Source organism: Kitasatospora sp. NPDC058444 (genome assembly GCF_042721415.1).
GTDB lineage: Bacteria > Actinomycetota > Actinomycetes > Streptomycetales > Streptomycetaceae > Kitasatospora.
In genome coordinates, this window is record NZ_JBHXLL010000012.1 from 20,422 (window position 1) to 41,836 (window position 21,415).

Consider the following 21,415-nt stretch of genomic DNA (forward strand, 5'->3'; position numbering starts at 1 on the left):
ACCCCCCTGGGGCCCCCCCCGCGGCCAACCCCCCCCCCACCCCCAAAACCGCCTGGGGGGGGGTTGGTGTCGGGGGGGTGTCTCCTCCCACCCCCCCCCCCCCACGCCGTCATGCGCGCGCTCTCAGCCACCCCGCCGCGAGCATGAATCCGCCCGTCGAGGCGGCGAGGCGAACGAGCACGAACACCGGGGCGCTCACGGCCGGGGTCGTCTGAACCCGCCGCCGGTCAGCGGCCTTCGGCGAGCAGGAAGCGGCCGGAGCGCCAGTGGAGGCGGGCCGGGCCGCCGGTGGGCCAGTCGTGGTTCAGGTGGCGGCGGCCGCGGCCGAGGGCGCCGAGGTCGTGGGGGCGCAGGGTTCCGCTCCTCAGGCCGGTGGCCTCGTCGGCGGTCACCGGCATGATCGTCACATACTGGGCGTCGTCGCCACCCATCCAGTCGACGACCTCGGTGAAGATCCACACGAATCGCTGCGAACAGTCCCGGCAGCGCCGCACGTTGACGGAGAAGCGCGAGCCGTCCACCACCTCCGCCTCGTGCTCGAACCCCTCCCGCTGCCGGCCCCACACCTCCCGCTCATCCTCGCCGTAGCACTTCGCGCAGCCGAACTCCGCCATCGGCCTTCCCATCGGTCGACTCCTGTTCCGCGACGTCCCGGTCGCGGCCCATGATGCCCCCCGGGCCCCGCCGGCCAACGGCGCCGTCACCCGACCGGGGAACAATTCACGGACCGTTCCCGCAGCGTTCCCACCCCAAGACAGAAACCGGCACGGCCGGTTGACGGCCGCGGCGACGGCACGCCGGCCGACAAGACAGTGACGCGTACATGTCCTAGATTTCTAGGATTCTCCTCGCCCACCGGCCTCGTCCAGAATCGGCGACAGGCGCTCCGCCGCGTGCGGGCGCTCGCCAAGTCACCTATCTGAACCGGGAGTTGATCAACCATGACACACTCCTTCAAGCGCGCCGGAGCCGTCCTCGCGGCGGCGGCGATCGCACTCTCCCTCTCCGGCGCGGCCACCGCCGTCGCCCAGCCCGCGGCGGCCGGAGGCTCGGCCGGGCACTGCGTGGTGAGCGCGGAGGGCGGGCCGTCGCAGTGCTTCGGCACCTACCGGGAGGCCATCGAGTTCGCCACCGCCGGGCGGGTCGTCGACGCTCCGGTGAGCGCTGCCGCGGCCGCCCGCGACACCGCGTTCGCCGAGGAGCTGAACAGCCAGCAAGGCCTCAACCTGGTGGTCCTGGGGACGATCTACGACGACTTCTTCTTCGAGGGCCAGTCGATCACCTACACCGGCCCGCACGGCTGCTACGACGGCAACAGCGCCGACTACTCGTTCGACATCGCAGCTCCGCTGACCAACCACGTGTACTCCGTGCGCCCGTACGCCAACTGCTGGTTCAACCTGTTCACCGGCGTCCAGGCCACCGGCTACGCGAGCCCCAGCTACAAGGGCGAGACCGTGCAGGTCGACGAGGCCTGGCGGACCCACTCCAGGTCGCTGACGCTCGGCTGATCAACGGCCCGGCACGCCCCACGCCGTAACCGCGAGGGCGGGGTCGGACGGGGGGCGGCCGGCCGTGCGCCGGCCGCCCCGCCGCCGCGGGCAGTGGCTCGTCGGCGACCGGTCCGCCCCGCCCCCGCGGGTCCGGCCCGGGCCTGGGCAGCGCCGACCCGCCCGGCAGCTGCCGGGAGCTCCCGGAGGCCGCCGCTCATACCTCCAGGAGGACGGCCGGGAGCGCGGCCTCCAGGACCAGGGTGCGCGGCAGGGTGAGGCCGAAGTGGCGGCCGAGGACCTCCAGGCAGCTGCGGTGGAGGTCCTCGCTCGCCCGGTCGTGGTCGGGCAGGCCGACGGCGGCCAGCTCGGCCGTCAGGGCGGCGACGGTGGCCGGCTCTCCGTCGACGCCGTCGGGACCCCAGCTGCCGTCCAGGTGGAGGTTGAGGAAGCAGGTGCTCCGGCCGTCCCGGTAGCCGTGGAAGAACGGCGGCACCGGCTTGCCGTTCTCCTCCTCGAACTCCAGGTGGTAGATCTCCGCGCCGCCGCGCGAGGCGGACGGCGGGACGCTCAGCTCGCCCTGCCAGTAGCCGTACGCCACCGCGAAGGCGAGGTCGCCGGTGCGTCCGTGGTGCAGCGCGATGTCCTCGACGTCGCCGGGGAATTCGAGCTCGTACTCCTCGACCAGGTCCTCGGCGGTGAGTTCGCCGAGCGGCCGCGCGGTGCACCCCGGGAACCCCTCGGCGATCCGGGCCACGAGTTCTTCCGGTGCCAGGCCGCGGGCCAGCACGACGCTGTAGCCGCCGAAGGCGATCGACTGGGGTTCGGCAAGCCAGGTGAGTGGGTCCGTCATGGCGGTCATCCTGCCGCACCCCACCGACAACCGTGCGGTCAGAGCACCGGCTCGGCCGCCGGGGCCGGTCGCGTGCCGATCTGCAGCAGGGCCGGTGCCCGGCGGCGCTCCATGCCCACGTACGGGCAGTGCACCGCCTTCTCGTCGCCCGCCGCCCACCCGCGCACCCACGGGGCCAGCAGCTCGTTGTCGACCCGCAGCGTGCCGTCCGGCAGCAGCCGGCCGATCGCGTTGGCGGGGTCGGTGAGCGCCACCGTGCACTTGGCGACGGTGCCGTCCGCCCGGATCACCAGGGAGTTCGGCCGGGCGGCGTAGCAGACGGGCAGCTCGGCGGGGTCCGGCGCGGCCGGCAGGCCTTCGTACGCCACGGCGGTCAGCTCGTCCAGGACCTGCGCGCGGACGTCCCGTTCGAGGATCTCCATCGCCTGGTCGTTCGGCCCGCCCATCCGCTCCACCGGCTTGAGGTGGAGCGAGAACCGCTCGTCCCGCAGGAAGGTGTCGCGCAGCCGGGCGAGGAATCCGGGCATCAGCGGCAGGTTGGCGGGCGTGAGGTGGACCCTCAGCAGCACGCCGACGGGCAGCCCGCTGTCGCGGATCGCCAGCAGGTTGCGCCAGATCCGGTCGAAGGAGCCGCGGCCGTCCGCGCGGAGCCTGGTCGTGTCGTGGGCCTCGGCCGGGCCGTCCAGGGAGATCTGGTACCGGTCGACGCCGAGGGCCGCGAGCCTGCCGGCCGTTCCGGCGTCGAGCAGGTAGCCGTTGGTCGTCATGTCGGCCCGGTAGTGGAGGCCGGGCCGCTCGGCGGCCAAGTCCGCCATGTGGCCCGCGAGTTCCTCGACGACCGGGCGCGCCAGCAGCGGCTCCCCGCCGAACCAGGAGACGTCCAGGCGCCGCAGGCCCGCCGCGCGGCGGTCGATCAGCCGCTTGATGCCGCCGACCACGGCCTCGCCCATCCGCCCGACGGTGAAGTCCTCGTAGCAGTAGGTGCAGCGGAAGTTGCACTGTTCGGTGGGGAGGACGATCAGGTGCAGGGTCTGGTTCGTCAGGGCCGCCGCGAGCTGCGCCCGGAACGCCGGGGAGGCGCTCCCGAGCGGACCGGACGCACCGGCCGGACCGGGCGTACTGTCTGGACCGGGCGCACCGGCCGAACCGGGCGCGGTGAGGGTCTGCGTCATGGGTGTGGGTCTCCGTCGGGCGGGGCGGTCCGAACTAGACCGGGGTGCCGCAGCCCGCGACCAGGTTGGGGCAGACGTTGATGACGCCGTGGCCGTGCGACTGGGGATCGATGGGGACCTCGCCCCCAGTGCTCACGAACCTGGCCAGCTGAGTTGTGGTCACGACGATGCGGCCCTGCTCGTCCAGCTTGACGTCGACGCCGCCGGAACCGGTCTGCGGAGTGCTCATGGCGACTCTCCTCGGGGGTTGGCGCGAGGGTCCGGGCCCCTCGCCGCGTCGAGAACTCTTCCGCACGCCCTCGGCCTCTGCCACTCCTGGCGCCCACCCGGAGGACGAGCGGGGACGGGTGCCCGGCCGGGACGGCCAGCCGGAACCCCTGTTCGGCAAACCGAACGATCAGCCAGGCCGAACGATCAAGCAGGCCGAACGATCAGCCGGCGGACGAGCCGGACGGGCCCCCGCCTCCGTGCCCGTCCGCCGGGTCGGCGAGGTGCAGCCGCTGCTCCGCGCGGTACTGCAGCAGGAGCACCGAGCGCACCGGCTCCCCGCTCACCGCCGTGTACGAGTGCGGCAGCGAGGCGTCGAAGCCGACGTAGTCGCCCGGTCCGAGTTCGACCTCCCGGCGGCCCGCCCGCACCCGCAGCCGGCCGGACTGCACGACGGTGTGCTCGGTGCCGCCGTGGCCCGCGGAGATCTGGGTGCCGTCGATCCGGATCTGCTGGTCGTAGATCTCGAACACCGCCTCCCCGGCCTCGATCCTGCGCAGCGGCCGCAGGTCCACGCCCCGCCCGCTGAGCACCTCGGCCTCGGCCGCCCGCACCACCGTCACCTCGTCGGCGGGCCGGGCCTCGACCAGGTCGGAGATCGGCACGCCGAGCACCCGGGAGAGCCCGAGCACCGTCTCCAGGGTGGGGTTGCCGGCCCCGGACTCCAGCTGGGAGAGCGTCGCCTTGCCGACCCCGGCCTGCCGGGACAGCTCCGACAGCGACAGTCCGCGCTGGGCCCGCACCCGCTTCAGGTTGGCGGCGAGGACGCCCCGGACGGATTCCTCGGAGTCGTTCACGCTGAACCTCTTCTCTCCCGGCAATGTTCGATATACCGTACGGGACGCACACCGACGGACGGGCAGCGTAGCGGAGTACCGCGCTTCCCCACCCTCACCAGGAGACCGCGTGACCGAGCCCGCCGAGACCATCAAGTACCGGAAGAACGGCCTGACCCGCGGGGTCACGGACGAACTCGCCGAGAGCATGAAGCAGGGCTGGGCCGACACCGAGCGCACCGCCCTGGAGCCGGTCCCGCAGGCCGCGCACACCGCCCGGCGCCGCGCGGAGCTGTCCGCCGCCTTCCCCGGCGAGCTGCTGGTCGTCCCGGCCGGCAACCCCAAGGTCCGGGCCAACGACACCGACTACCCGTTCCGCCCCTCCTCCGACTACGCCTACCTGACCGGCGACAAGTCCGAGGACGGCGTCCTGGTGCTCACCCCGACCGGGGAGAGCGGCCACGAGGCCGCGCTCTACCTGCGCGACCGCTCCCGCGTCGACAACGGCGAGTTCTGGCTGGACACCCACGGCGAGCTGTGGGACGGCCGCCGCAACAGCCTGACCGAGAGCGAGCGGCTGTTCGGCCTGCCCTGCCGGGACGTGCGCACCGTCCGCGCGGACCTGCGCGCCGCCACCGGCCCGGCCCGGGTGCTGCGCCGCCACGACGCGGGCGTGGAGGAGGCCCTCGCGGACCGGACGGCCGCCGAGAAGGACGAGGAGTTCAAGGTCTTCCTGTCCGGACTGCGCCTGGTCAAGGACGAGTTCGAGATCGAGGAGCTGCGCTTCGCCTGCGCCGCCACCGCCCGCGGCTTCGAGGACGTGGTGCGCGTCCTCGGCACCGACTCCGAGACCGCCGAGCGGCTGATCGAGGGCACCTTCTTCGTCCGCGCCCGGATCGAGGGCAACGACGTGGGCTACAGCACCATCGCCGCGGCCGGCCCGCACGCCACCACCCTGCACTGGGTGCGCAACAACGGCCACGCCCGCCCCGGCGACCTGCTGCTGCTCGACGCGGGTGTGGAGACCAACCACCTCTACACCGCCGACGTCACCCGCACCCTGCCGGTCAGCGGCCGCTTCACCGACCTCCAGCGCAAGGTCTACGACGCCGTGTACGCGGCCCAGGAGGCCGGCATCGCGGCGGTGAAGCCGGGCGGCCGGTTCCGCGACTTCCACCACGCCGCCCAGCGTGAGCTCGCCGAACACCTCACCTCGTGGGGCCTGTTCGGCGACCTGAGCGCGGACAAGGTGTACGAGCTGGGCCTGCACCGCCGCTTCACCCTGGCCGGCACCGGGCACATGCTGGGCATCGACGTCCACGACTGCGCCCACTCCCGCACCGAGGAGCACGTCGACGGGCCGCTCCAGCCGGGCATGGTGCTCACCGTCGAGCCGGGCATCTACTTCCAGGAGAACGACCTGACGGTGCCGGAGGAGCTCCGCGGCATCGGCGTGCGGATCGAGGACGACATCCTGGTCACCGAGGACGGCAACGAGAACCTCTCCGCCGGCCTCCCGCGCCGCTCCGACGAGGTCGAGGCCTGGCTGGAGGGCCTGCGCGGCTGACGGCCGCCGACGCCGGGAGTGCGGTACCCGGGGCGTGTCCCGGGTACCGCGCCCGTCACCGCACCCGTCGGTGCAGCCGTCAAGCCGGACAGTCCGAAGTCCTTGGCGAAGCCCCACACCAGGTGGATCCGGTCGGCGTGCCCCGGGTACGCCTTCAGGGCCACCTCGCTGGTGAACGGCATGGTGCCGGTGTCGAGTTGGGAGTGACATTGACATCCTCGCCCGCCTGGAGGAGGGCGATTCCCGTCTGACCCGCCGTTGTCGGGCGGGGCTGCGGGTGGGTTCCTGCTTCTTCGCGCTGTGCCGGTACGAGTACCGGTCCTACCGGCGCTCCACAGGCCGGCACCGCCAGTCCGGCGGCCTTGGCGACGTTGACCGCCGCGTTAATGTCCCGATCGAGGACGGTCCCGCATGCCCCACAGGTCCACTCGCGGACGTCGAGGGGTTTGGGGCCGTCCTTGATCCCGCAGGTCGAGCAGACCTGTGAGGTCGGCTCGAAGCGGCCTATCCGGTGGAACGCACGCCCGTACCGGGCGGCCTTGTACTCCAGCATGGTCACGAACCGCGACCACCCGGCGTCGTGCACGGACTTGGCCAGACGCGTGCGGGCGAGTCCCTTCACCGCCAGGTCCTCCACCGCGACGGCTTGGTTCTCGCGGATCAACGCGGTGGAGAGCCGGTGGTGGAACTCGCGCCGCGCGTCGGCCACCCGTGCGTGCGCACGGGCGACCTTGACGCGGGCCTTGTCCCGGTTCTTCGATCCCTTCACCTTCCGGCTCAGGGCCTGCTGCGCCTTCTTGAGCTTCTTCTCGGCGCGGCGCAGGAACTTCGGGCTGTCGATCTTCGTGCCGTCCGAGAGCACCGCGAAGTGGGCCAGTCCGAGGTCGATGCCGACCGTGGCGTCGGCCTCAGGCATCCGCCCGAGATCGGCAGCCGGGTCGGTCTCGACCACGAAGGAGGCGAAGTACCGCCCGGCGGCGTCCTGGACCACGGTCACCGTGGACGGCACCGACGGCAGCGAGCGCGACCATTTCACCCGTACGTCGCCGATCTTCGGCAGGCGCAGCTTCCCGCCGTCGGTGATCCTCCATCCGGCGTTGGCGGTGAAGCGGATCGCCTGCCGGCTGTCCTTGCGGGACTTGAAGCGGGGCGCTCCGGTCTTCGGCCGTTTGCCCTTGACGCCGTCGAAGAAGTTCCGGTACGCGGTGTCCAGGTCCCGCAACGACTGCTGCAGGATCACCGACGACACCTCACCGAGCCAGGCACGCCCGGGGGTCTTCTTCGAGGCCGTCAGCCGCCTGGACAGCTCGGCCGACGTGACGAACGGCAGACCTGCGGCGCGGGCGTCCTCACGCACGCGCAGCGCGTCGTTGAAGACCGCCCGGGCACACCCGAACGACCTTGCCAGTGAAGCACGCTGACTGACACTCGGGTACGCGCGGAAGCTGTACCGAAGCTGCATGACAGTCACCGTAACATTTTGGTTTATGTCACCACGTTGGAATCCAAATCCAGACGAACTTCACCTCCGGCGTGAACGCCAGAGCACTGGCAAAGCTCAAAGGTAGAAGGCGAGGGCCTATTCGCGGTCAGGCGGGCCGACGCTCAGGCCGGGAGCGGCTTGACCCAGCGGCTCCACTGCGGCTCGGGCCGGTAGCCGGCCGCCTGCCAAGTGCGGTGGCCGAGGGCGTTGTCGTCCAGCACCATGGCGTCGGCGCGCCGCCCGCCGAGCGCTGCGAAGCGCTCCTCGGCGGCGGCCAGCAGCGCGGCGCCGATGCCCCGGCGGCGATGCTCGGGGTCGACGGCGAGGCGGTAGAGATGACACCGCCAGCCATCCCAGCCGGCTATCACGGTGCCGAGGAGGGTCGCCGGGTCCTCGGCCGGGGTGGCGACGATCAGGCAGTCCGGGTCCCGGGCGAGCAGCGCGGCCACGCCCGCCTCGTCGTCCGTGATGCTGGTGCCCTTGGCGGACCGGGCCCAGAGGGCGAGCAGGGCGGGGATCTCGTCGGGGACGGCAGGGCGCACGGCGATCTGGTCGGTCATGCCGGCCTGTCTAGCAGGCCGTTCCGCCCGGCCGCCCGGAATTCCGCGACGTGGACGGGCCTTGGAGCGGCCAGGACGGGACGGTGACCGGCCAGGACGGGCCGTGGTCCGTCAGCCGAGGCGCCAGACCGTGGTGGTCTTGACCGCGGTGTCCTCCAGGTCCGCGACCACCGGCACCTGGTACGCCGCCACCGCGGTGAACCGCTCCCGGGGCAGGTAGGCGCGGCCCGGGTCGCCGACGATCACCGTGGCCCCGCGCGCGGCGGCCCGCTCCAGGAAGGGCAGGAAGCGGGCGGCCATGGCCCGTTCGTAGAAGACGTCGCCCGCGAGCACCACCTCGGCGGGGCCGCCGTCGCCGTCCACCAGGTCCACCAGGGCTCCCGCCACCCGCACCCCGTTGGCGTCGGCGTTCAGCCCGATCGCGGCCACCGCGTAGGCGTCGATCTCGGCGGCGCGCACCTCCGTCGCCCCGCGCAGCGCGGCGGCCACCCCGACCAGCCCGGAGCCGGCCGCGACGTCCAACACCGTGCGGCCGGCGACCAGTTCGGGGTGGTCCAGCACGTAGCGGGCGACCGCCACCCCGCCCGCCCAGGCGAAGGCCCAGAACGGCGGCGGCAGCCCGTCCGCCCCGCGCGCCCGCTCGGTGGTCTCCCACAGGGCGATGGCGTCCTCGGCCATGTGCAGGCTGATCTCGGGCACGAAGGGGACGGGCTTCAGCTCGGTCTCCCGCCTGATGAAGGCGAGGTCCTCGGCGGGCTGAAGAGTGCGCAGCTCACTCGGCATGCCCGCAGCATAGGGCCCGCGAGGGGTGCTCCCGCACGAACGCCCGCCGCCCCCGGCCGGGTTCACCCCCGCTCGGGGTTCACCCACGCTCGGGGTTCACCCACGCTCGTCCACCACCCGCTCGTCCACCACCCGCTCGTTCACCCCCGCTCGTCCACCACCCGCTTGATCTTCCCGACCGAGCGCTCCAGCGTGTACGGGTCCACCACCTCGGCCGCGACGGTGATCCCGACCCCGTCCTTCACCGCCCGGACGATCTCCGTCCGGGCCGCCTCCCGCTGCGCGGTGGAGGCCTCCGGCCTGGCCTCCACCCGGACGGTCATGTGGTCCAGCCGCCCCTGCCGGCCGAGCCGCAGCTGGAAGTGCGGCGCGACGCCCGGGGTGCGCAGCAGGATCTCCTCGATCTGGGTCGGGAAGACGTTCACCCCGCGCAGGATGATCATGTCGTCGCTGCGCCCGGTGACCTTCTCCATCCGCCGGAAGGCCGGCCGCGCGGTGCCGGGCAGCAGCCGGCTCAGGTCGCGGGTGCGGTAGCGGATGATCGGCAGGGCCTCCTTGGTGAGCGAGGTGAAAACCAGTTCGCCGCCCTCCCCCTCGGGCAGCACCTCGTCGGCCCCCAGCCGATCGGACAGCGGGTCGACGACCTCCGGGTAGAAGTGGTCCTCCCAGATGTGCAGCCCGTCCTTGGTCTCCACGCACTCCTGGGCGATGCCGGGGCCGACCACCTCGGAGAGGCCGTAGATGTCGACGGCGTGCAGGTCGAGCCGTTCCTCGATCTCGCGCCGCATCTCCTCCGTCCAGGGCTCGGCTCCGAAGATGCCGATCCGCAGCGAGGTGCCGCGCGGGTCGACGCCCTGCTTGTCGAACTCGTCCAGCAGGGTCAGCAGGTAGGACGGGGTGACCATGATGATCTCGGGCTCGAAGTCCAGGATCAGCCGCACCTGGCGGGCCGTCATGCCGCCGGAGGCCGGGATGACGGTGCAGCCGGCCCGCTCGGCGCCGTAGTGGGCGCCGAGGCCGCCGGTGAACAGTCCGTAGCCGTAGGCGATGTGCACCTTGTGGCCGGGCCGGCCGCCGGCCGCGCGGATCGAGCGGGCGACCACGTCGGCCCACATGGAGAGGTCGTTGTCGGTGTAGCCGACCACGGTGGGCAGTCCGGTGGTGCCGCTGGAGGCGTGGATCCGGCGGACCCGGTCCATCGGGACGGCGAACATGCCGAAGGGGTAGCCCTCGCGCAGGTCGGCCTTGGTGGTGAAGGGGAAGCGGGCGAGGTCGTCCAGGGTGCGGCAGTCCTCGGGGCGGATCCCGACGGCGTCGAACTTGCGGCGGTACAGCTCGACGTTGTCGTACGCGTGCCGCAGGGTGGCCCGCAGCCGGGTGAGCTGGTGGGCGCGCAGCTCCTCCGGCCCCATCCGCTCACCGGCGTCCAGGAGCTCCGGCGGGAGCGGCTCCCCGAGGTGTCGGTGCGGGACGGGTGCGGTGCCGGTCATCATCGCTCCTTCGCTGCTCTGCCGATCCGAGGCAACCGACCGATCGTTCGGTCAGCACCCCTTCGGTCCATTGATCCAGTACCCGAACCACCTGTCAAGGGATCGCACAAGGCTTCCGGAATGTGAAGTTCCGACCGCTTCGGGGTGACTTCACCCCGACAGTTTGGCTGTCCGATATGAAAATCATTACAGAAGTTTGACTTGCTACCGGATCTCCGCGCCCCGCCCCCGTGGTTCAGTAGTGCGGTTTCCGCCCCGCACCCCGGAGTGATCACCGTGCCCACGACTCCCGCCCTGGTCAGCGCGCTGCGCGAACTCGGCGACCGACCCGCCGTCGTCGCCGACGGGCGCGCGATCAGCGGCATCGGCCTGCTGCTCGGCGTCTCCCCGCCGGGCGGACTGCCCCGCGCCCTCGCCCGGCGCGTCGCCGAACACGCCGCGCTGCCGCCCGCCGCCGCCCGGGCCGCCGAGCAGCGGTTGCGCTACTGGGCCGGCGTCCTCGGCACGCCCCCGATCCGGCACACCGTGCTCCACCCGGTCACCGACCTCGCCGTCGACCTCGCCCTCGCCACCCTGCTGGCCGGCGGCACCGTCCACTGCGGCGACCCCGAACAGCGGCCCGAACAGCAGCTCGAAGCCGTCGCCGCCGCCCGGGCCACCCACCTCAGCCTGCCCTCCGCCCTGCTCTGGCCGCTCAGCCGGCAGCCCGGCCTCACCGCCCACGACCTCGGCGCGCTGCGCCTGGTCCTGCACGTCGGCCCCGAACCCCGGCAGGAGGACGTCTACGCCGCCGTCGACGCGCTCGGCGCCGTCCTCGCCCACGTCCGCGCCCCGGACAGCAACGCCGAGGCCGCCGACCGCCGACTGCGCGCCGACGCCGAGAGCGCCACGGCCGCCGCCTGGAAGCACGGCATCGGCATCACCGCCGCGCACGTCCGCGACTTCGGCGCCCACCTCGACCGGGCCGTACTCGCCGCACTGCTGCACACCCTCCAGCAGAGCGGCGTGCTCACCGACCCCGCGCGCGGCTACCCGGAGGCCGAGATCCTCGCCACGGCCATGGTCACCCCCGCCCAGCGCCCCCGGGTCGCCCGCTGGCTGGACGCGCTCGCCCGGCACGGCCTGATCACCCGCCAGGACGGCGGCGCCCAGGGCCCGCTCTTCCACGGCGGACCCGGGCCGTCCGCCGCCGCCGACGTCCGGGACACCTGGCGCCCGGCCGTCGAGACCTGGGCGGACGGGCTCGGCCCGGCCGCCGCCCTGACCCGGGTGCGGCGAGACGCCCTGCGCCTGCCCCGGGTGATCACCGGCCAGGAGGCCCCCCGGCCGGCCGCCGCCCCGGTCCGCCGGGCCGCCGCCCGCGGCTACCTCGGCACCGCGCTCGGCGCGCTGGTACGCGGTTCCGCCGAGGCCCACCAGGGGCCAGGGCCGCTGCGCGTGCTCGAACTCGACCCGGAGGGCGGCGAGCCCGCCGTCGCCCGGGCGCTCACCGGCCGGCCACGGCAGGCCGTCGAGCACCACACCGCGCCCGACGGCGAGCGCTACGACGTCGTCATCGCCACCGCGACCGCCACTGCGACCGCGACCGCCACCTCGGCCGCCACCGGCACCGGCGTCGCCACCGGGGAACCGGAACAGGAGATCCCCGCCCTGGTCCGACTGCTCGCCCCCGGCGGCCGGCTGCTGCTGCTCGCGCCCACCGCCGAACAGCTCGACCTGCTGATCACCGGCGACGCCCACTGCTCCACCGCCCGCCCGGCGGAGCAGTGGCAGGCGGCACTGACCGCCGCGGGCTGCCCCACGGTGCTCACCCTGCCGGAGGACGGGCACCCGATGGCCCTGCTCGGACAGCGACTGTTCGCAGCCCGGGTCGGCCAACGGGCAGCGCCCGGGGGTGGGGCTGGCTACGCTCAAGGGTCATGACCGCTTCCCTGCGTCCGTCCCGACCCGTCCGCGGGTCCATCGCCTCCCTCGGCTCCCTCGGTTCGCTGCTGTCGATCGAATCCATCGGGTCGATCGGGTCCGTCCTGTCGATCGGCTCGATCGGGTCCATCCTCTCCGTCGGTTCCATCGGCTCCGTCCTGTCCATCGGTTCCATCGGGTCGATCGGGTCCGTCGGATCGATCGGGTCGATCGGGTCCGTCGGGTCGATCGGTTCCATCCTGTCGATCGGCTCCATCGGCTCGATCAGGTCGGCCTGTTCCACCCTCGGCGCCCTGTCGGCCGAGTCCCGGCGCGGCCTCGGCTCGCTGCTGTCGGAGCGTTCCCTCCGGTCGGTGGGGCCCCGGTGGCTCGCCCACCGGCCCACCGTGGCCGAGCGGTGAAGTCCGGATCACGCACCGCCACCCGATCCGTACCATTTCGATACCGAAGCCTGGATGAGCTGCGATGATCCTCGCCGCCCGGCCCCGTCCCCGGGTAGGCTCCGCTTGTCCTCCGGCCCTCGCGCAGGCGGCCCCCGCCGCCGTGCCGTGTTCTCCGGGGGCGCACCCCCGCGGGCCATTCGGTGGGCACCGCGCACTCGACACCGCGCGCCAGGGCAGTCGCGCGAACGGCGAAGGGCATCGCATTGGCGGATCGGCTCACCGGAGGAGACTCCTCGCTTCTGCGGCGGATCAACGCGGCGGTCACGCTCCGGGCGCTGCGCAACGGCCACTCCGTGACCCTCACTCAGCTCGTCGGCGAGACCGGGCTCTCCCGCCCGACGGTCGAGGGCGTGATCGAGGGTCTGGTCGAGACCGGACTGGTCGCCGAGGTCGAGCAGCCGCGGGAGGACGGCCAGCCGGGCACCGGCCGCCGCGGCCGCCCGGCCCGCTGGTTCCGCTTCCGCGCCGAAGCCGGGCACATCCTCGGCATCGAGATCGGCGTGCACGACATCCGGGTCATCCTGGCCGACCTCACCGGCGAGGTGGTGGGCAGTCACTTCAAGCCGGTGGACGAGACCCTCGACGCCGAGGACCGGCTCGCCGCCGTCCGCACCGCCGTCGCCGAGGTGCTGCGCAAGGCCGGCATCTCCCGGGACAACCTGTGGTCGGTCGGCGTCGGCACCCCCGGCATCGTGGACCGCGAGGGCACCGTCCAGCTGGGCACCGCGATGCCCGGCTGGACCGGGCTCGACCTCGGCGCCCGGCTGCGGCGCTCGTTCCGCTGCCCGGTCCTGATCGAGAACGACGCCAACCTGGCCGCCATCGCCGAGCACTGGCAGGGCGCGGCGGTCGGCGCCGACGACGTCGTCTTCGTGATGGCCGGCCTCAGCCCCGGCGCCGGCTCCCTCATCGGCGGCCGGCTGCACCGCGGGTTCGGCGGCGCGGCCGGCGAGATCGGCGCCCTGCACCTGCTCGGCCAGGAGGTCACCCCCGAGCGCCTGCTGTCCACCACCGGAAAGCCCCTCAACCCGCTGGACGAGGCGGCCGTGGCCCGTGTGCTGCGGCTGGCCCGGGAGGGCGACGAGGTGGCCAAGGTCGCCATGGACCGCTTTCTCACCCGCCTCGTCCAGGGCGTCGCCGCGCTCGTCCTCGCCATCGACCCACAGCTGGTGGTGATCGGCGGCTGGGCGGCCGGCCTCGACGGCGTCCTGGACCCGCTGCGCGAACGCCTGGCCCAGTTCACCCTGCGCGCCCCGGAGGTCGCCCTGGCGGCCCTCGGCTCGGAGGTGGTCGCCATGGGCGCCCTGCGCGTCGCCCTCGACCAGGTCGAGGAGCAGCTCTTCGCGGTGGACCCGCCCCGGGTCTGACGCGGGGCCGGGGGTCGGCTCGCAGTCGTCCCTACCCCCGCAGGCGTCGCTCCGCGACGTCGAGCGCCCAGCGGACGAAGTCGACCGGCAGCGCGTCGACGTCCGGACGGACGCTCAGCACGGCCTCCTCCCAGGGCCCGCCCTCGGGTACGACGACCGCGAGCACCGGGCCACGGGTGTCGAGGTGCCCGTCGCGGAACTCCCACACCCAGGTGTCCGGGTCGGACCCCTCCGACTCGATCACCTCGACCGGCCGGTCACGGAACCGCTCCGCCGTCACGACGCGTAGTCCGGGTCGGTCAGATCGAGGGTGAGGACGGTGCCCCAGTCGTTGACGAAGTGCGCCGACGGCCAGTCGACGGACACCCGGAGGAACGGGTTGCCCTCCGTCGACGTCAGCACCCACAGCAGCCTGCGCTCCCCGTCGAGCCGGGCGAAGAAGCCCTCGTCGCCCAGGGCCCCGCTGCCGCAGCAGACGTAGCCCCGCCCGTCCGGCAGTTCGGCCTCGCCGTCCACCGTGATCCGGTGCGCGTACTCGGGTTCCTCGGCCTCGAACGGCTCGCCCAGCTCCAGGCGCAGCGAGGCGGGCCCGTCGATGAACACCTCCCGCGCCGTTCCGTCCGCCCGGTACAGCGCGCCGTACTCCGGTATCTCCGACCTCGCCCACAGCTCCACGACCAGGCTCACAACCGCCCCCGCCCCCTCACACTGCCGGAGCCGCCCATGCTACGCCGCCAACGGCAAAGGCCCGGACGCCAGTTGGCGTCCGGGCCTCGACCTGAGGGTGATCGGAAAGTGGTTCAGGAGGCGGTACGGACCTCGGCCGGGGCGCCGACCGCGCCGGCCGGGGCGACCGGGGTGACCTCGACGAGTCCGGCCTCGCCGAAGGTCAGCTTGCAGGTGTCCGCCCGGTAGGTGGAGACGGCCAGCGCCACCAGCCGGCCGGCCGCGGCGTACTGGGTGGTCATGACCAGGACCGGGGCGCCGGGCGGGCGCTCCAGCAGGGCGGCCTGCTCGGCCTCGGCGACACCCAGCTCGACCGAGCGGGACTCGCCGTCCACCTCCAGGCGCTCCAGCTGGCGCAGCACCGAACGGGCGCGGTCGCTCTCGGCGCGAAAGCCCGGCAGGTGCGGCAGAGTGGCGGCCGGGACGTGCAGCGACTCGGTGGCCACCGGGCGGCCCTCCACCAGGCGGACCCGGCGCACCGTGTGCACGGTGGCGCCCTCGGCGATGCCCAGGCCCTTCGCCAGCTGCGCGGAGGCGGGGGCGGTGGTGCAGTCGAGCGTCCGCCAGGACTGGCTGCGCGCGGCGCCGGGCCAGCCCTCGTCCTGCCGGCTGACCGGGACGCCGACCCGCGGGGCGGCGATCAGGGTGCCGATCCCCCGGCGACGCACCAGACGGCCCTCCAGCTCCAGCTGGTCGAGCGCCTGCCGCAGCGTGGCCCGGGCGACGCCGAAGCGGGCCGAGAGCTCGCGCTCGTTGGGTAGCACCTGACCGGTGGAGAACTCCGAGTCGATGGCCCGCAGCAGCACCGTGCGCAGGTGCCAGTACTTCGGCTCCGGCACCGCAGAAAGCTGTCCTGTCGTCCCCACCGCGTCCTCCACCCTGATGCTGTCCGCCCTGCGACAAGGAGGGCGGATCCCGGGCCCACTGCCCGCTGTCGCGGCAGGTGGGAGAGCGGGCCTTTATCCGTCCTTCTTTATTAAAGGTCCTTGCAGTAAGTGACCCTAGGCGCTGCGTCCGAAGATGGTCAAGACCAATGGCGGGGCTTGATGGGGCTGCCGCACATCTTCATGCCGCGTTCACGACAGGTCCTGTCAGCCGCTGTCACCATCCACCTCCACCCCCGCATCCCCCGGAGCCGGCCGCCCGGCCCGCGCGTCACGATTCCGGCCGGGAACGTCCAGTCGGTAGGCTGCTCGGGTGATCGTGGTGACGAGTGTGAACGTGAACGGAATCCGGGCAGCGGCCAAGAAGGGCCTCGTCGAGTGGCTGGCCGGCACCGAGGCCGACGTGGTCTGCCTGCAGGAGGTGCGCTCCGAACCCGAGCAGTTGCCCGTCGAACTGCGCGACCTGGACGGCTGGCACGCGGTCTGGGCCCCCTCCGCCACCAAGGGCCGGGCCGGCGTCGCCATCCTCTCCCGCCAGGAGCCGCAGCGCACGGCGATCGGCTTCGGCTCGGAGGAATTCGACGGTGCGGGCCGGTACGTCGAGATCGACCTCCCCGGCCTGACCGTCGCCAGCCTCTACCTCCCCTCCGGTGAGGTCGGCACCGAGCGCCAGGACGAGAAGGAACGCTTCATGGCGGAATTCCTCGTCCACCTCACCGCCCTGCGCGCCCGCGCCGCCGCCGAAGGGCGCGAGGTCGTCGTCTGCGGCGACTGGAACATCGCCCACCGCCCCGAGGACCTCAAGAACTGGAAGGGCAACCAGAAGGCCGCCGGCTTCCTCCCCGAAGAGCGCGCCTGGCTCTCCCGCGTCTACGACGAGGCCGGCTACGTCGACGTCGTCCGCGCCCTCCACCCCGACCGCACCGGCCCCTACACCTGGTGGTCCTACCGCGGCCGCGCCTTCGACAACGACTCCGGCTGGCGCATCGACCTCATCGTCGCTACTGGAAACCTCGCCGAGAAGTGCGTCGAGGCCTACGTCGAACGCGCCGCCACCCACGCCGAACGGTGGTCCGACCACGCACCGGTGACCGTGGTGTTCGACCACCAGTTCTGACAGCTCTCAATGGGCAGGGCTCTAAGGAAACTGGGAGCTCTGCCCAGACATCTCGACCGTAACGACTCGGGCAAAGGGCCAGCCCTTGGGCGCGCGGGGCCGCGTCGCTGCCGGAGGGCCCAACGGGGAGCAATCCCCGCGCGTACGAGTCCAACCTCGTTTCGCCCCTTCCCACCATGCACGTCACAACTACTGGCGGGCGTGAAGACCTTGTGGCACCAACACGGTCAGCCGAGTTCGCTTCCCGAAGTCCCCATTGGCATCCCCTCGCCAACGAGCATACGCCAACGGGGAATTGTGACTGCTTCAATCACCACATCATTCACGATCGATCTTCTTCTTGGCGATAGCAAGATCAGACACTCCATCATCCGACAGAATCTGCTGCGCCACAGGTTTGAGCGCCGCAGGAGCCGTACAGCGAACGGCTTCAAGGCAGTCACGCCAAGAGCCTCTACTCAATGCCTCAATGGCGAATCGGCGACCAACTGCGGTGGAGCCCCAGCTCTCGGCAAGGCTGGCCATGCTGGCTACTTGCCCTTCGGAACGCGCAAGTCCGCTGGCCTTATCAGTAAGGTTACTCGCGAGCGTGGACCGCCCTTCCTGGGCGGCGGCAGCGGCGAGCGACCCCAGGGCCCTTACCTTGTGGGCGGGAGCACTAATAGCATCCGCGATTTTCTCGGCATCCCCATAAGCCCTTTCCTTGACTGCAGCTTGTGCTGCGATCGCGAAGGCCCATGTCTGGTGGTCGAAGGCGTCCACTGTGGCAGCCAGGCCAGCTGCGATTTGGTATTGCGACGCACTCGCCGCCAACATGATCACTGCTGCCAGGGCATGGTCTCGTTGTAGCCGATCACCAATCGTCTTCGCGACTTCGCCGGCGCGATCGTATTCGCCTCCTGCGGCCAGGGCCTCAGCGATGACAGTCAGTGCATCGCCTCGTATGTATTGCGGCGAGATGCCGGACGCGAGGTCCATGGCACGTTCATAAGCCCCGGTCCACGCCAGCGCCCCCACAACCGCAGATACCTTTCGGTCATGTTCATGCGAATCGGTGAGCCGCTCGACCAGGAAGGCGCACTCGACAGCGACATGTTCGGGATCCTCAGGTCCCTTCTCGCCTGGCGCAGTACCTGCGGCCTCGGCCACAGCCGACATAACGGCAGTACGAATGACGGGGTCAACGATGCGCCCGCTGAGCGCCACAGCGAGCTGATTCCGGCGGTCGAGCACCAGCTTTGAAACACGCCTGGCCAGGGCCTGGTCTTGCCACTGCGGAATAGTGACGATGTCCGCCAGCTCCTTCACCGGAGCCTCGAGCGCGGCAACAACACGATGGTCTCCTGCCTGGACAAGGGACTTCGCGAGCACCTCAAACGCCTTAGCACGCCCGTCGAGCGAAGGAGTGGCACAAAGAACAGCGAGGGCTCTCGAGTGCAGGCCAGCCCGCGAGAGCGGCAGCGCGACTGCGGCCAGTGCAGGTCCGGGCCAGGCTGATTCGGCGATGCTATATGCGAGGAGCCCGGCAAATTCGACCTCGCCGGCCCGGGCCATCGCTGCAGCAACACGAGCCAGAGCCTCAGTTCGGGTCCTCTCCCCAGCGCCATGATGGGCTACGCGAATAGCCTCCTGCGAGCGGCCAGCCTCCGCGAATGCCTCAGCCAGAGTAATGACGGCTCTGTCACGGTAGTCGTTGGGATAGAAGCCCTGGGCCTCATGAGCCTGTTCGAAGGCGAGTATCTCCTCGATAAGCTCGGCCGCCAGGGACAGTTCGCCGGCACGTGTGGCAGCACCAGCCGCCAGCGCCAGCGCACGTTCCTGCTCCTCTGAATCAGCGACCGTACGGGCGATTCGAGCAGCCTCACGAAACTCACCAGCGGCAGAGGCCTCGCCGACAACCAGCCTCAGGGTCTCGGCCAGACTGTCAGGACTCACTAGTCTGCCAGCAAAGCTAGCTGCCAACCCGGGTTCTCTCACCGTGGCCAGCGTCACAGCCAGATCGGCTATTCCGTCGATGCTCCCCGTTCGAGTCAGTGCAGATGCTGTGCGGGCAAGCTCCTCGGCCTGGGCGTGGTCCCCGCGATCAGCGATGACACAGGCGATCTGTGCCAGCGCCTCACCGCGGCTGCGCACATCGGTGATCTCCTCGGCCAGCGCCAAAGCATCGTTCAACCGGCCAGCGCTCGCCATGGCCGCAACCAGCGCCACCAAGCCCTCTTCCGGGGAGTGCCCGTTAGAGACACCCTCGAGAAGGCCAACTGCAGTGTCGGTTTCTCCAATGAGCACAAGGGCCTGTGCGGCTACGACAAGCCCCTGATAGCGCAGGTTATCGGCAGTCACACGATCTGCAAGGCCAGAAGACTCCATCGCAAGTATCCGGGCACTAACATGATCACCCGCCTGAGCCAGAACGGCAGCCACCGAGGCGAGCGCCATCATCCGCCGATCGGGCTCCGATAGGCTACGAGCTAGCTCGACGGCGCGATCAACCTTCCCGACATGAGCGAACGCCATAGCGACATCATCTCGCGCCCAATCCTCCCGGACTGAATCCAGCGCTTCGTTCACCAATTTCAGCGCTCGCTCGCCCGACTCGGATCGACTCACAGTAACTGCTAGCGAGGCGAGGGCAATAGCTCGATAGTCACCTTCAAGAGTACGAGCCAGATCGTAGGCGTATTCTTCGCCACCGTGGTCGGCGATGGCCGCGATGACAGGCACCAGAGCACCAGCCTGATACACATCGCGCCGCGCCAGGCTTACGGCGCCTGAGTAGTCGCCTGAGCGTGCCAACCATTCAGCCGTCCAGATGAGAGCTCGGGACCGCCAGGAGTGGTCGTCGATGGCCTCGGCGACCTCGGTTGCTTTGTCAAACATCTGCGCGGTCGCCATCATCAGTACGACATTCCCCTGGGCTTCACCCAGCCAGTGTGAAATGGTGATCGTTGAGGCGAGCTCCCGGGCTTCGACCACGACCTCGGCCGCCTGCTCCAGCCTCCCTTTACCCGCCAGCATCTGCACCACCCCAGTCAGTGCTCGGAGTGCGGCCACCGGGTCCTGCCGAGAGCAAGCCAAGCCCACAGCTTGCCGAGCATGTCCAAGCTGCGCCCAGAGCGCAATGAGCTCGTCCGAGAAGCGGTTGTTGCAGGCGACGAGCTCGGCGCGCCGGATCGAAAGGATCAGCGCACGTTGAACGTCCACATCCTGGTGGTCATCACAGGCGAGGTGAAGCTCAAAGGTGGACGCGATCTCGGTGAGAGCATCAAGGTCTGAACCCGTCAGCTGCCATAGGCACTCATGCCGATGGGGATCGCAGGCCAGTGCCGATATTCGTGTGATGTCCCGCTGGTCACGTAGGAGTTGCGTGTAACCACGCAGCAAATACTCAGGAGTGCGCTCGGGCCATCTGGATTCGCGGTAACTGTCAGCCCAGTTGTGCAGCCGCTTCCGGTACTCACTCAATTCTGCATGGGTTAGAAGGTTGAGGGCTGCCTGTTGGATCTCCTCATGTGCGAGCAGGTAGATCACAGTATCCGGCACACTCGTTGACGTCGATGCCCAGAAAGGCGATTGAGAGCGGAAGACACGCCCGCTGACCGAACCCAGTTCACGTTCGACCAGCCGGGGACGGCTACTGGCGAGATCGGCCAGGTCGAGTACGGTGAGTCCACCGCCTGAGGCTGCGACCAGCCCAACCAGGTCACGGCCCAGCCCTCCCCCGTTCAGCAAGTGCAGCAGGCCGTCCTCCGCCTCGCGTCGCACAGCCTCTGCGTGGGGAGACGGGTTAAGCCATCGGTCGATCGCAGCACTGCGAAGTGCATGCCCCATCGGCACATCGTCAGGAGTCGGCGGGTGGGGCCTACCGGCGACAAGAACACGCATCCCGTGCGCAGGCACCCGAGGCAGCAGTGAAGCAATGCTGAGGCTGTCAGGCCCGGAGAGCACCCCTCGGTCCTCATCCAGGCCGTCGACGACCAGAAGCAGCCGCCGGCCGCGGGCCGAGCACTGCTGGGCGGCGCGGTCGAGCGCGAGCAGCAGTTGCTCGTCCCGTGTGTAGTCGGAGACTGGCGGCTCCTCCTCGCCCAACAGCGCGTACAGCTGACGGTGAACCACTTCACAGAAGGCATTGCGATCGTTCTGGCGGGCATGCCGGGAGGTCACAAAGAACGACACCACATCCACGCCGGATGGAGGGTTCAGTACGAACTGTGCCATCAACGCAGTCTTGCCAGCCCAGGGGGCCGCAAGCCATCGCCAGTACGCACCCGTGACATCGTGCGGCCCTAGATGCGGCACCGTGGCGAAGGCTGCCATCGAGGCCAGCTCACCCTCTCGATCGAGCAATACGGGCGCAGCATGATTCGCCACCTGGTGCATGTAGCCAGACCGCGCGGGTCGTCTGCTGACGATCTGGACGGAACCGGCCTGAATGACAGGACCGTTGAATGTCCCGCCACTGATTTCGTTTCGTACGATGTCCACGAGCCCCCTGGAGACACGATCGGTTCATCATG

Annotated in this window: 19 protein-coding genes; 6 read left to right on the forward strand and 13 right to left on the reverse strand. The window is 71.0% G+C overall.

The genetic code is table 11. From position 1 onward, the window contains the following. Positions 1–227 precede the first annotated feature (227 nt). Positions 228–626, reverse strand: a complete 399-nt coding sequence (locus ACFWP2_RS15490; protein ID WP_380451218.1) for a hypothetical protein — start codon at positions 624–626, stop codon at positions 228–230. 315 nt (positions 627–941) lie between these two features. Between ACFWP2_RS15490 and ACFWP2_RS15495 the strand changes: the two genes are divergently transcribed. Further along, positions 942–1,511 (forward strand): hypothetical protein, encoded by a 570-nt coding sequence (locus ACFWP2_RS15495; RefSeq protein ID WP_380451220.1) that lies wholly within the window; start codon positions 942–944, stop codon positions 1,509–1,511. 196 nt (positions 1,512–1,707) lie between these two features. Here ACFWP2_RS15495 and ACFWP2_RS15500 read toward each other — a convergent pair whose 3' ends face one another. From ACFWP2_RS15500 to ACFWP2_RS15515, 4 genes are all read right to left on the reverse strand, one after another. Beyond that, on the reverse strand, positions 1,708–2,343 hold the full coding sequence (locus ACFWP2_RS15500; RefSeq protein WP_380451222.1) for a hypothetical protein: 636 nt from the start codon (positions 2,341–2,343) through the stop codon (positions 1,708–1,710). Between the two features lie 38 nt (positions 2,344–2,381). Further along, on the reverse strand, positions 2,382–3,515 hold the full coding sequence (locus tag ACFWP2_RS15505; protein WP_380451224.1) for a radical SAM protein: 1,134 nt from the start codon (positions 3,513–3,515) through the stop codon (positions 2,382–2,384). Between the two features lie 34 nt (positions 3,516–3,549). Next, positions 3,550–3,744 (reverse strand): hypothetical protein, encoded by a 195-nt coding sequence (locus ACFWP2_RS15510; protein WP_380451226.1) that lies wholly within the window; start codon positions 3,742–3,744, stop codon positions 3,550–3,552. Positions 3,745–3,946: 202 nt separating this feature from the next. Then, complete coding sequence (locus ACFWP2_RS15515) at positions 3,947–4,579, reverse strand: helix-turn-helix domain-containing protein (RefSeq protein ID WP_380451229.1); 633 nt, start codon at positions 4,577–4,579, stop codon at positions 3,947–3,949. Between the two features lie 109 nt (positions 4,580–4,688). On the opposite strand from ACFWP2_RS15515, the gene ACFWP2_RS15520 reads away from it, so the two are divergent. Then, on the forward strand, positions 4,689–6,125 hold the full coding sequence (locus tag ACFWP2_RS15520) for an aminopeptidase P family protein (protein WP_380451231.1): 1,437 nt from the start codon (positions 4,689–4,691) through the stop codon (positions 6,123–6,125). A 154-nt stretch (positions 6,126–6,279) separates the two neighbouring features. Here the strand turns inward: ACFWP2_RS15520 and ACFWP2_RS15525 are convergent, their stop codons facing one another. The 4 genes from ACFWP2_RS15525 to paaK form a co-directional block, all read right to left on the reverse strand. After that, positions 6,280–7,587 carry an RNA-guided endonuclease InsQ/TnpB family protein gene (locus tag ACFWP2_RS15525; protein ID WP_380451233.1) on the reverse strand — a complete coding sequence of 436 codons (1,308 nt, stop codon included), beginning with the start codon at positions 7,585–7,587 and terminating at the stop codon, positions 6,280–6,282. Positions 7,588–7,730: 143 nt separating this feature from the next. Continuing rightward, positions 7,731–8,210, reverse strand: coding sequence for a GNAT family N-acetyltransferase (locus ACFWP2_RS15530; protein ID WP_380451442.1), 480 nt, complete (start codon positions 8,208–8,210; stop codon positions 7,731–7,733). Between the two features lie 69 nt (positions 8,211–8,279). After that, the gene (locus tag ACFWP2_RS15535; RefSeq protein WP_380451235.1) at positions 8,280–8,951 is read right to left on the reverse strand and encodes a class I SAM-dependent methyltransferase; all 672 of its coding nucleotides are present in this window, start codon (positions 8,949–8,951) and stop codon (positions 8,280–8,282) included. A gap of 140 nt (positions 8,952–9,091) precedes the next feature. After that, positions 9,092–10,441 carry a phenylacetate--CoA ligase PaaK gene (gene paaK / locus ACFWP2_RS15540; protein ID WP_380451237.1) on the reverse strand — a complete coding sequence of 450 codons (1,350 nt, stop codon included), beginning with the start codon at positions 10,439–10,441 and terminating at the stop codon, positions 9,092–9,094. Positions 10,442–10,717: 276 nt separating this feature from the next. On the opposite strand from paaK, the gene ACFWP2_RS15545 reads away from it, so the two are divergent. The 3 genes from ACFWP2_RS15545 to ACFWP2_RS15555 all read left to right on the forward strand — a co-directional run bounded on the left by ACFWP2_RS15545 (position 10,718) and on the right by ACFWP2_RS15555 (position 14,174). Next, positions 10,718–12,364 (forward strand): hypothetical protein, encoded by a 1,647-nt coding sequence (locus ACFWP2_RS15545; RefSeq protein WP_380451239.1) that lies wholly within the window; start codon positions 10,718–10,720, stop codon positions 12,362–12,364. Continuing rightward, a complete protein-coding gene (locus ACFWP2_RS15550; protein WP_380451241.1) occupies positions 12,361–12,765 on the forward strand; it encodes a hypothetical protein in 405 nt (134 codons plus the stop codon). Before ACFWP2_RS15545 ends, ACFWP2_RS15550 begins: the two co-directional genes overlap by 4 nt. A gap of 245 nt (positions 12,766–13,010) precedes the next feature. Continuing rightward, positions 13,011–14,174, forward strand: a complete 1,164-nt coding sequence (locus ACFWP2_RS15555) for an ROK family protein (protein ID WP_380451244.1) — start codon at positions 13,011–13,013, stop codon at positions 14,172–14,174. Positions 14,175–14,205: 31 nt separating this feature from the next. Here ACFWP2_RS15555 and ACFWP2_RS15560 read toward each other — a convergent pair whose 3' ends face one another. From ACFWP2_RS15560 to ACFWP2_RS15570, 3 genes are all read right to left on the reverse strand, one after another. Beyond that, entirely contained in the window at positions 14,206–14,454 is a 249-nt protein-coding gene (locus ACFWP2_RS15560; protein ID WP_380451246.1) for a hypothetical protein, read from the reverse strand. Then, complete coding sequence (locus ACFWP2_RS15565) at positions 14,451–14,861, reverse strand: hypothetical protein (RefSeq protein WP_380451248.1); 411 nt, start codon at positions 14,859–14,861, stop codon at positions 14,451–14,453. Before ACFWP2_RS15565 ends, ACFWP2_RS15560 begins: the two co-directional genes overlap by 4 nt. 113 nt (positions 14,862–14,974) lie before the next feature. Then, complete coding sequence (locus ACFWP2_RS15570) at positions 14,975–15,766, reverse strand: GntR family transcriptional regulator (protein WP_380451250.1); 792 nt, start codon at positions 15,764–15,766, stop codon at positions 14,975–14,977. 340 nt (positions 15,767–16,106) lie between these two features. Here ACFWP2_RS15570 and ACFWP2_RS15575 point away from each other — a divergent pair, with 340 nt between their 5' ends. Continuing rightward, positions 16,107–16,901 (forward strand): exodeoxyribonuclease III, encoded by a 795-nt coding sequence (locus tag ACFWP2_RS15575; RefSeq protein ID WP_380451444.1) that lies wholly within the window; start codon positions 16,107–16,109, stop codon positions 16,899–16,901. Positions 16,902–17,219: 318 nt separating this feature from the next. On the opposite strand, the gene ACFWP2_RS15580 is transcribed toward ACFWP2_RS15575, so the two are convergent. Further along, positions 17,220–21,383 (reverse strand): hypothetical protein, encoded by a 4,164-nt coding sequence (locus tag ACFWP2_RS15580; RefSeq protein WP_380451252.1) that lies wholly within the window; start codon positions 21,381–21,383, stop codon positions 17,220–17,222. Between the last annotated feature and the right edge of the window lie 32 nt (positions 21,384–21,415).

Coding starts and splice junctions, on each gene's coding strand:
- ACFWP2_RS15490 (WP_380451218.1), bottom strand. CDS start 626: ATGGGAAGGCCGATGGCGGAGTTCGGCTGCGCGAAGTGCTACGGCGAG.
- ACFWP2_RS15495 (WP_380451220.1), top strand. CDS start 942: ATGACACACTCCTTCAAGCGCGCCGGAGCCGTCCTCGCGGCGGCGGCG.
- ACFWP2_RS15500 (WP_380451222.1), bottom strand. CDS start 2,343: ATGACGGACCCACTCACCTGGCTTGCCGAACCCCAGTCGATCGCCTTC.
- ACFWP2_RS15505 (WP_380451224.1), bottom strand. CDS start 3,515: ATGACGCAGACCCTCACCGCGCCCGGTTCGGCCGGTGCGCCCGGTCCA.
- ACFWP2_RS15510 (WP_380451226.1), bottom strand. CDS start 3,744: ATGAGCACTCCGCAGACCGGTTCCGGCGGCGTCGACGTCAAGCTGGAC.
- ACFWP2_RS15525 (WP_380451233.1), bottom strand. CDS start 7,587: ATGCAGCTTCGGTACAGCTTCCGCGCGTACCCGAGTGTCAGTCAGCGT.
- ACFWP2_RS15535 (WP_380451235.1), bottom strand. CDS start 8,951: ATGCCGAGTGAGCTGCGCACTCTTCAGCCCGCCGAGGACCTCGCCTTC.
- paaK (WP_380451237.1), bottom strand. CDS start 10,441: ATGACCGGCACCGCACCCGTCCCGCACCGACACCTCGGGGAGCCGCTC.
- ACFWP2_RS15550 (WP_380451241.1), top strand. CDS start 12,361: ATGACCGCTTCCCTGCGTCCGTCCCGACCCGTCCGCGGGTCCATCGCC.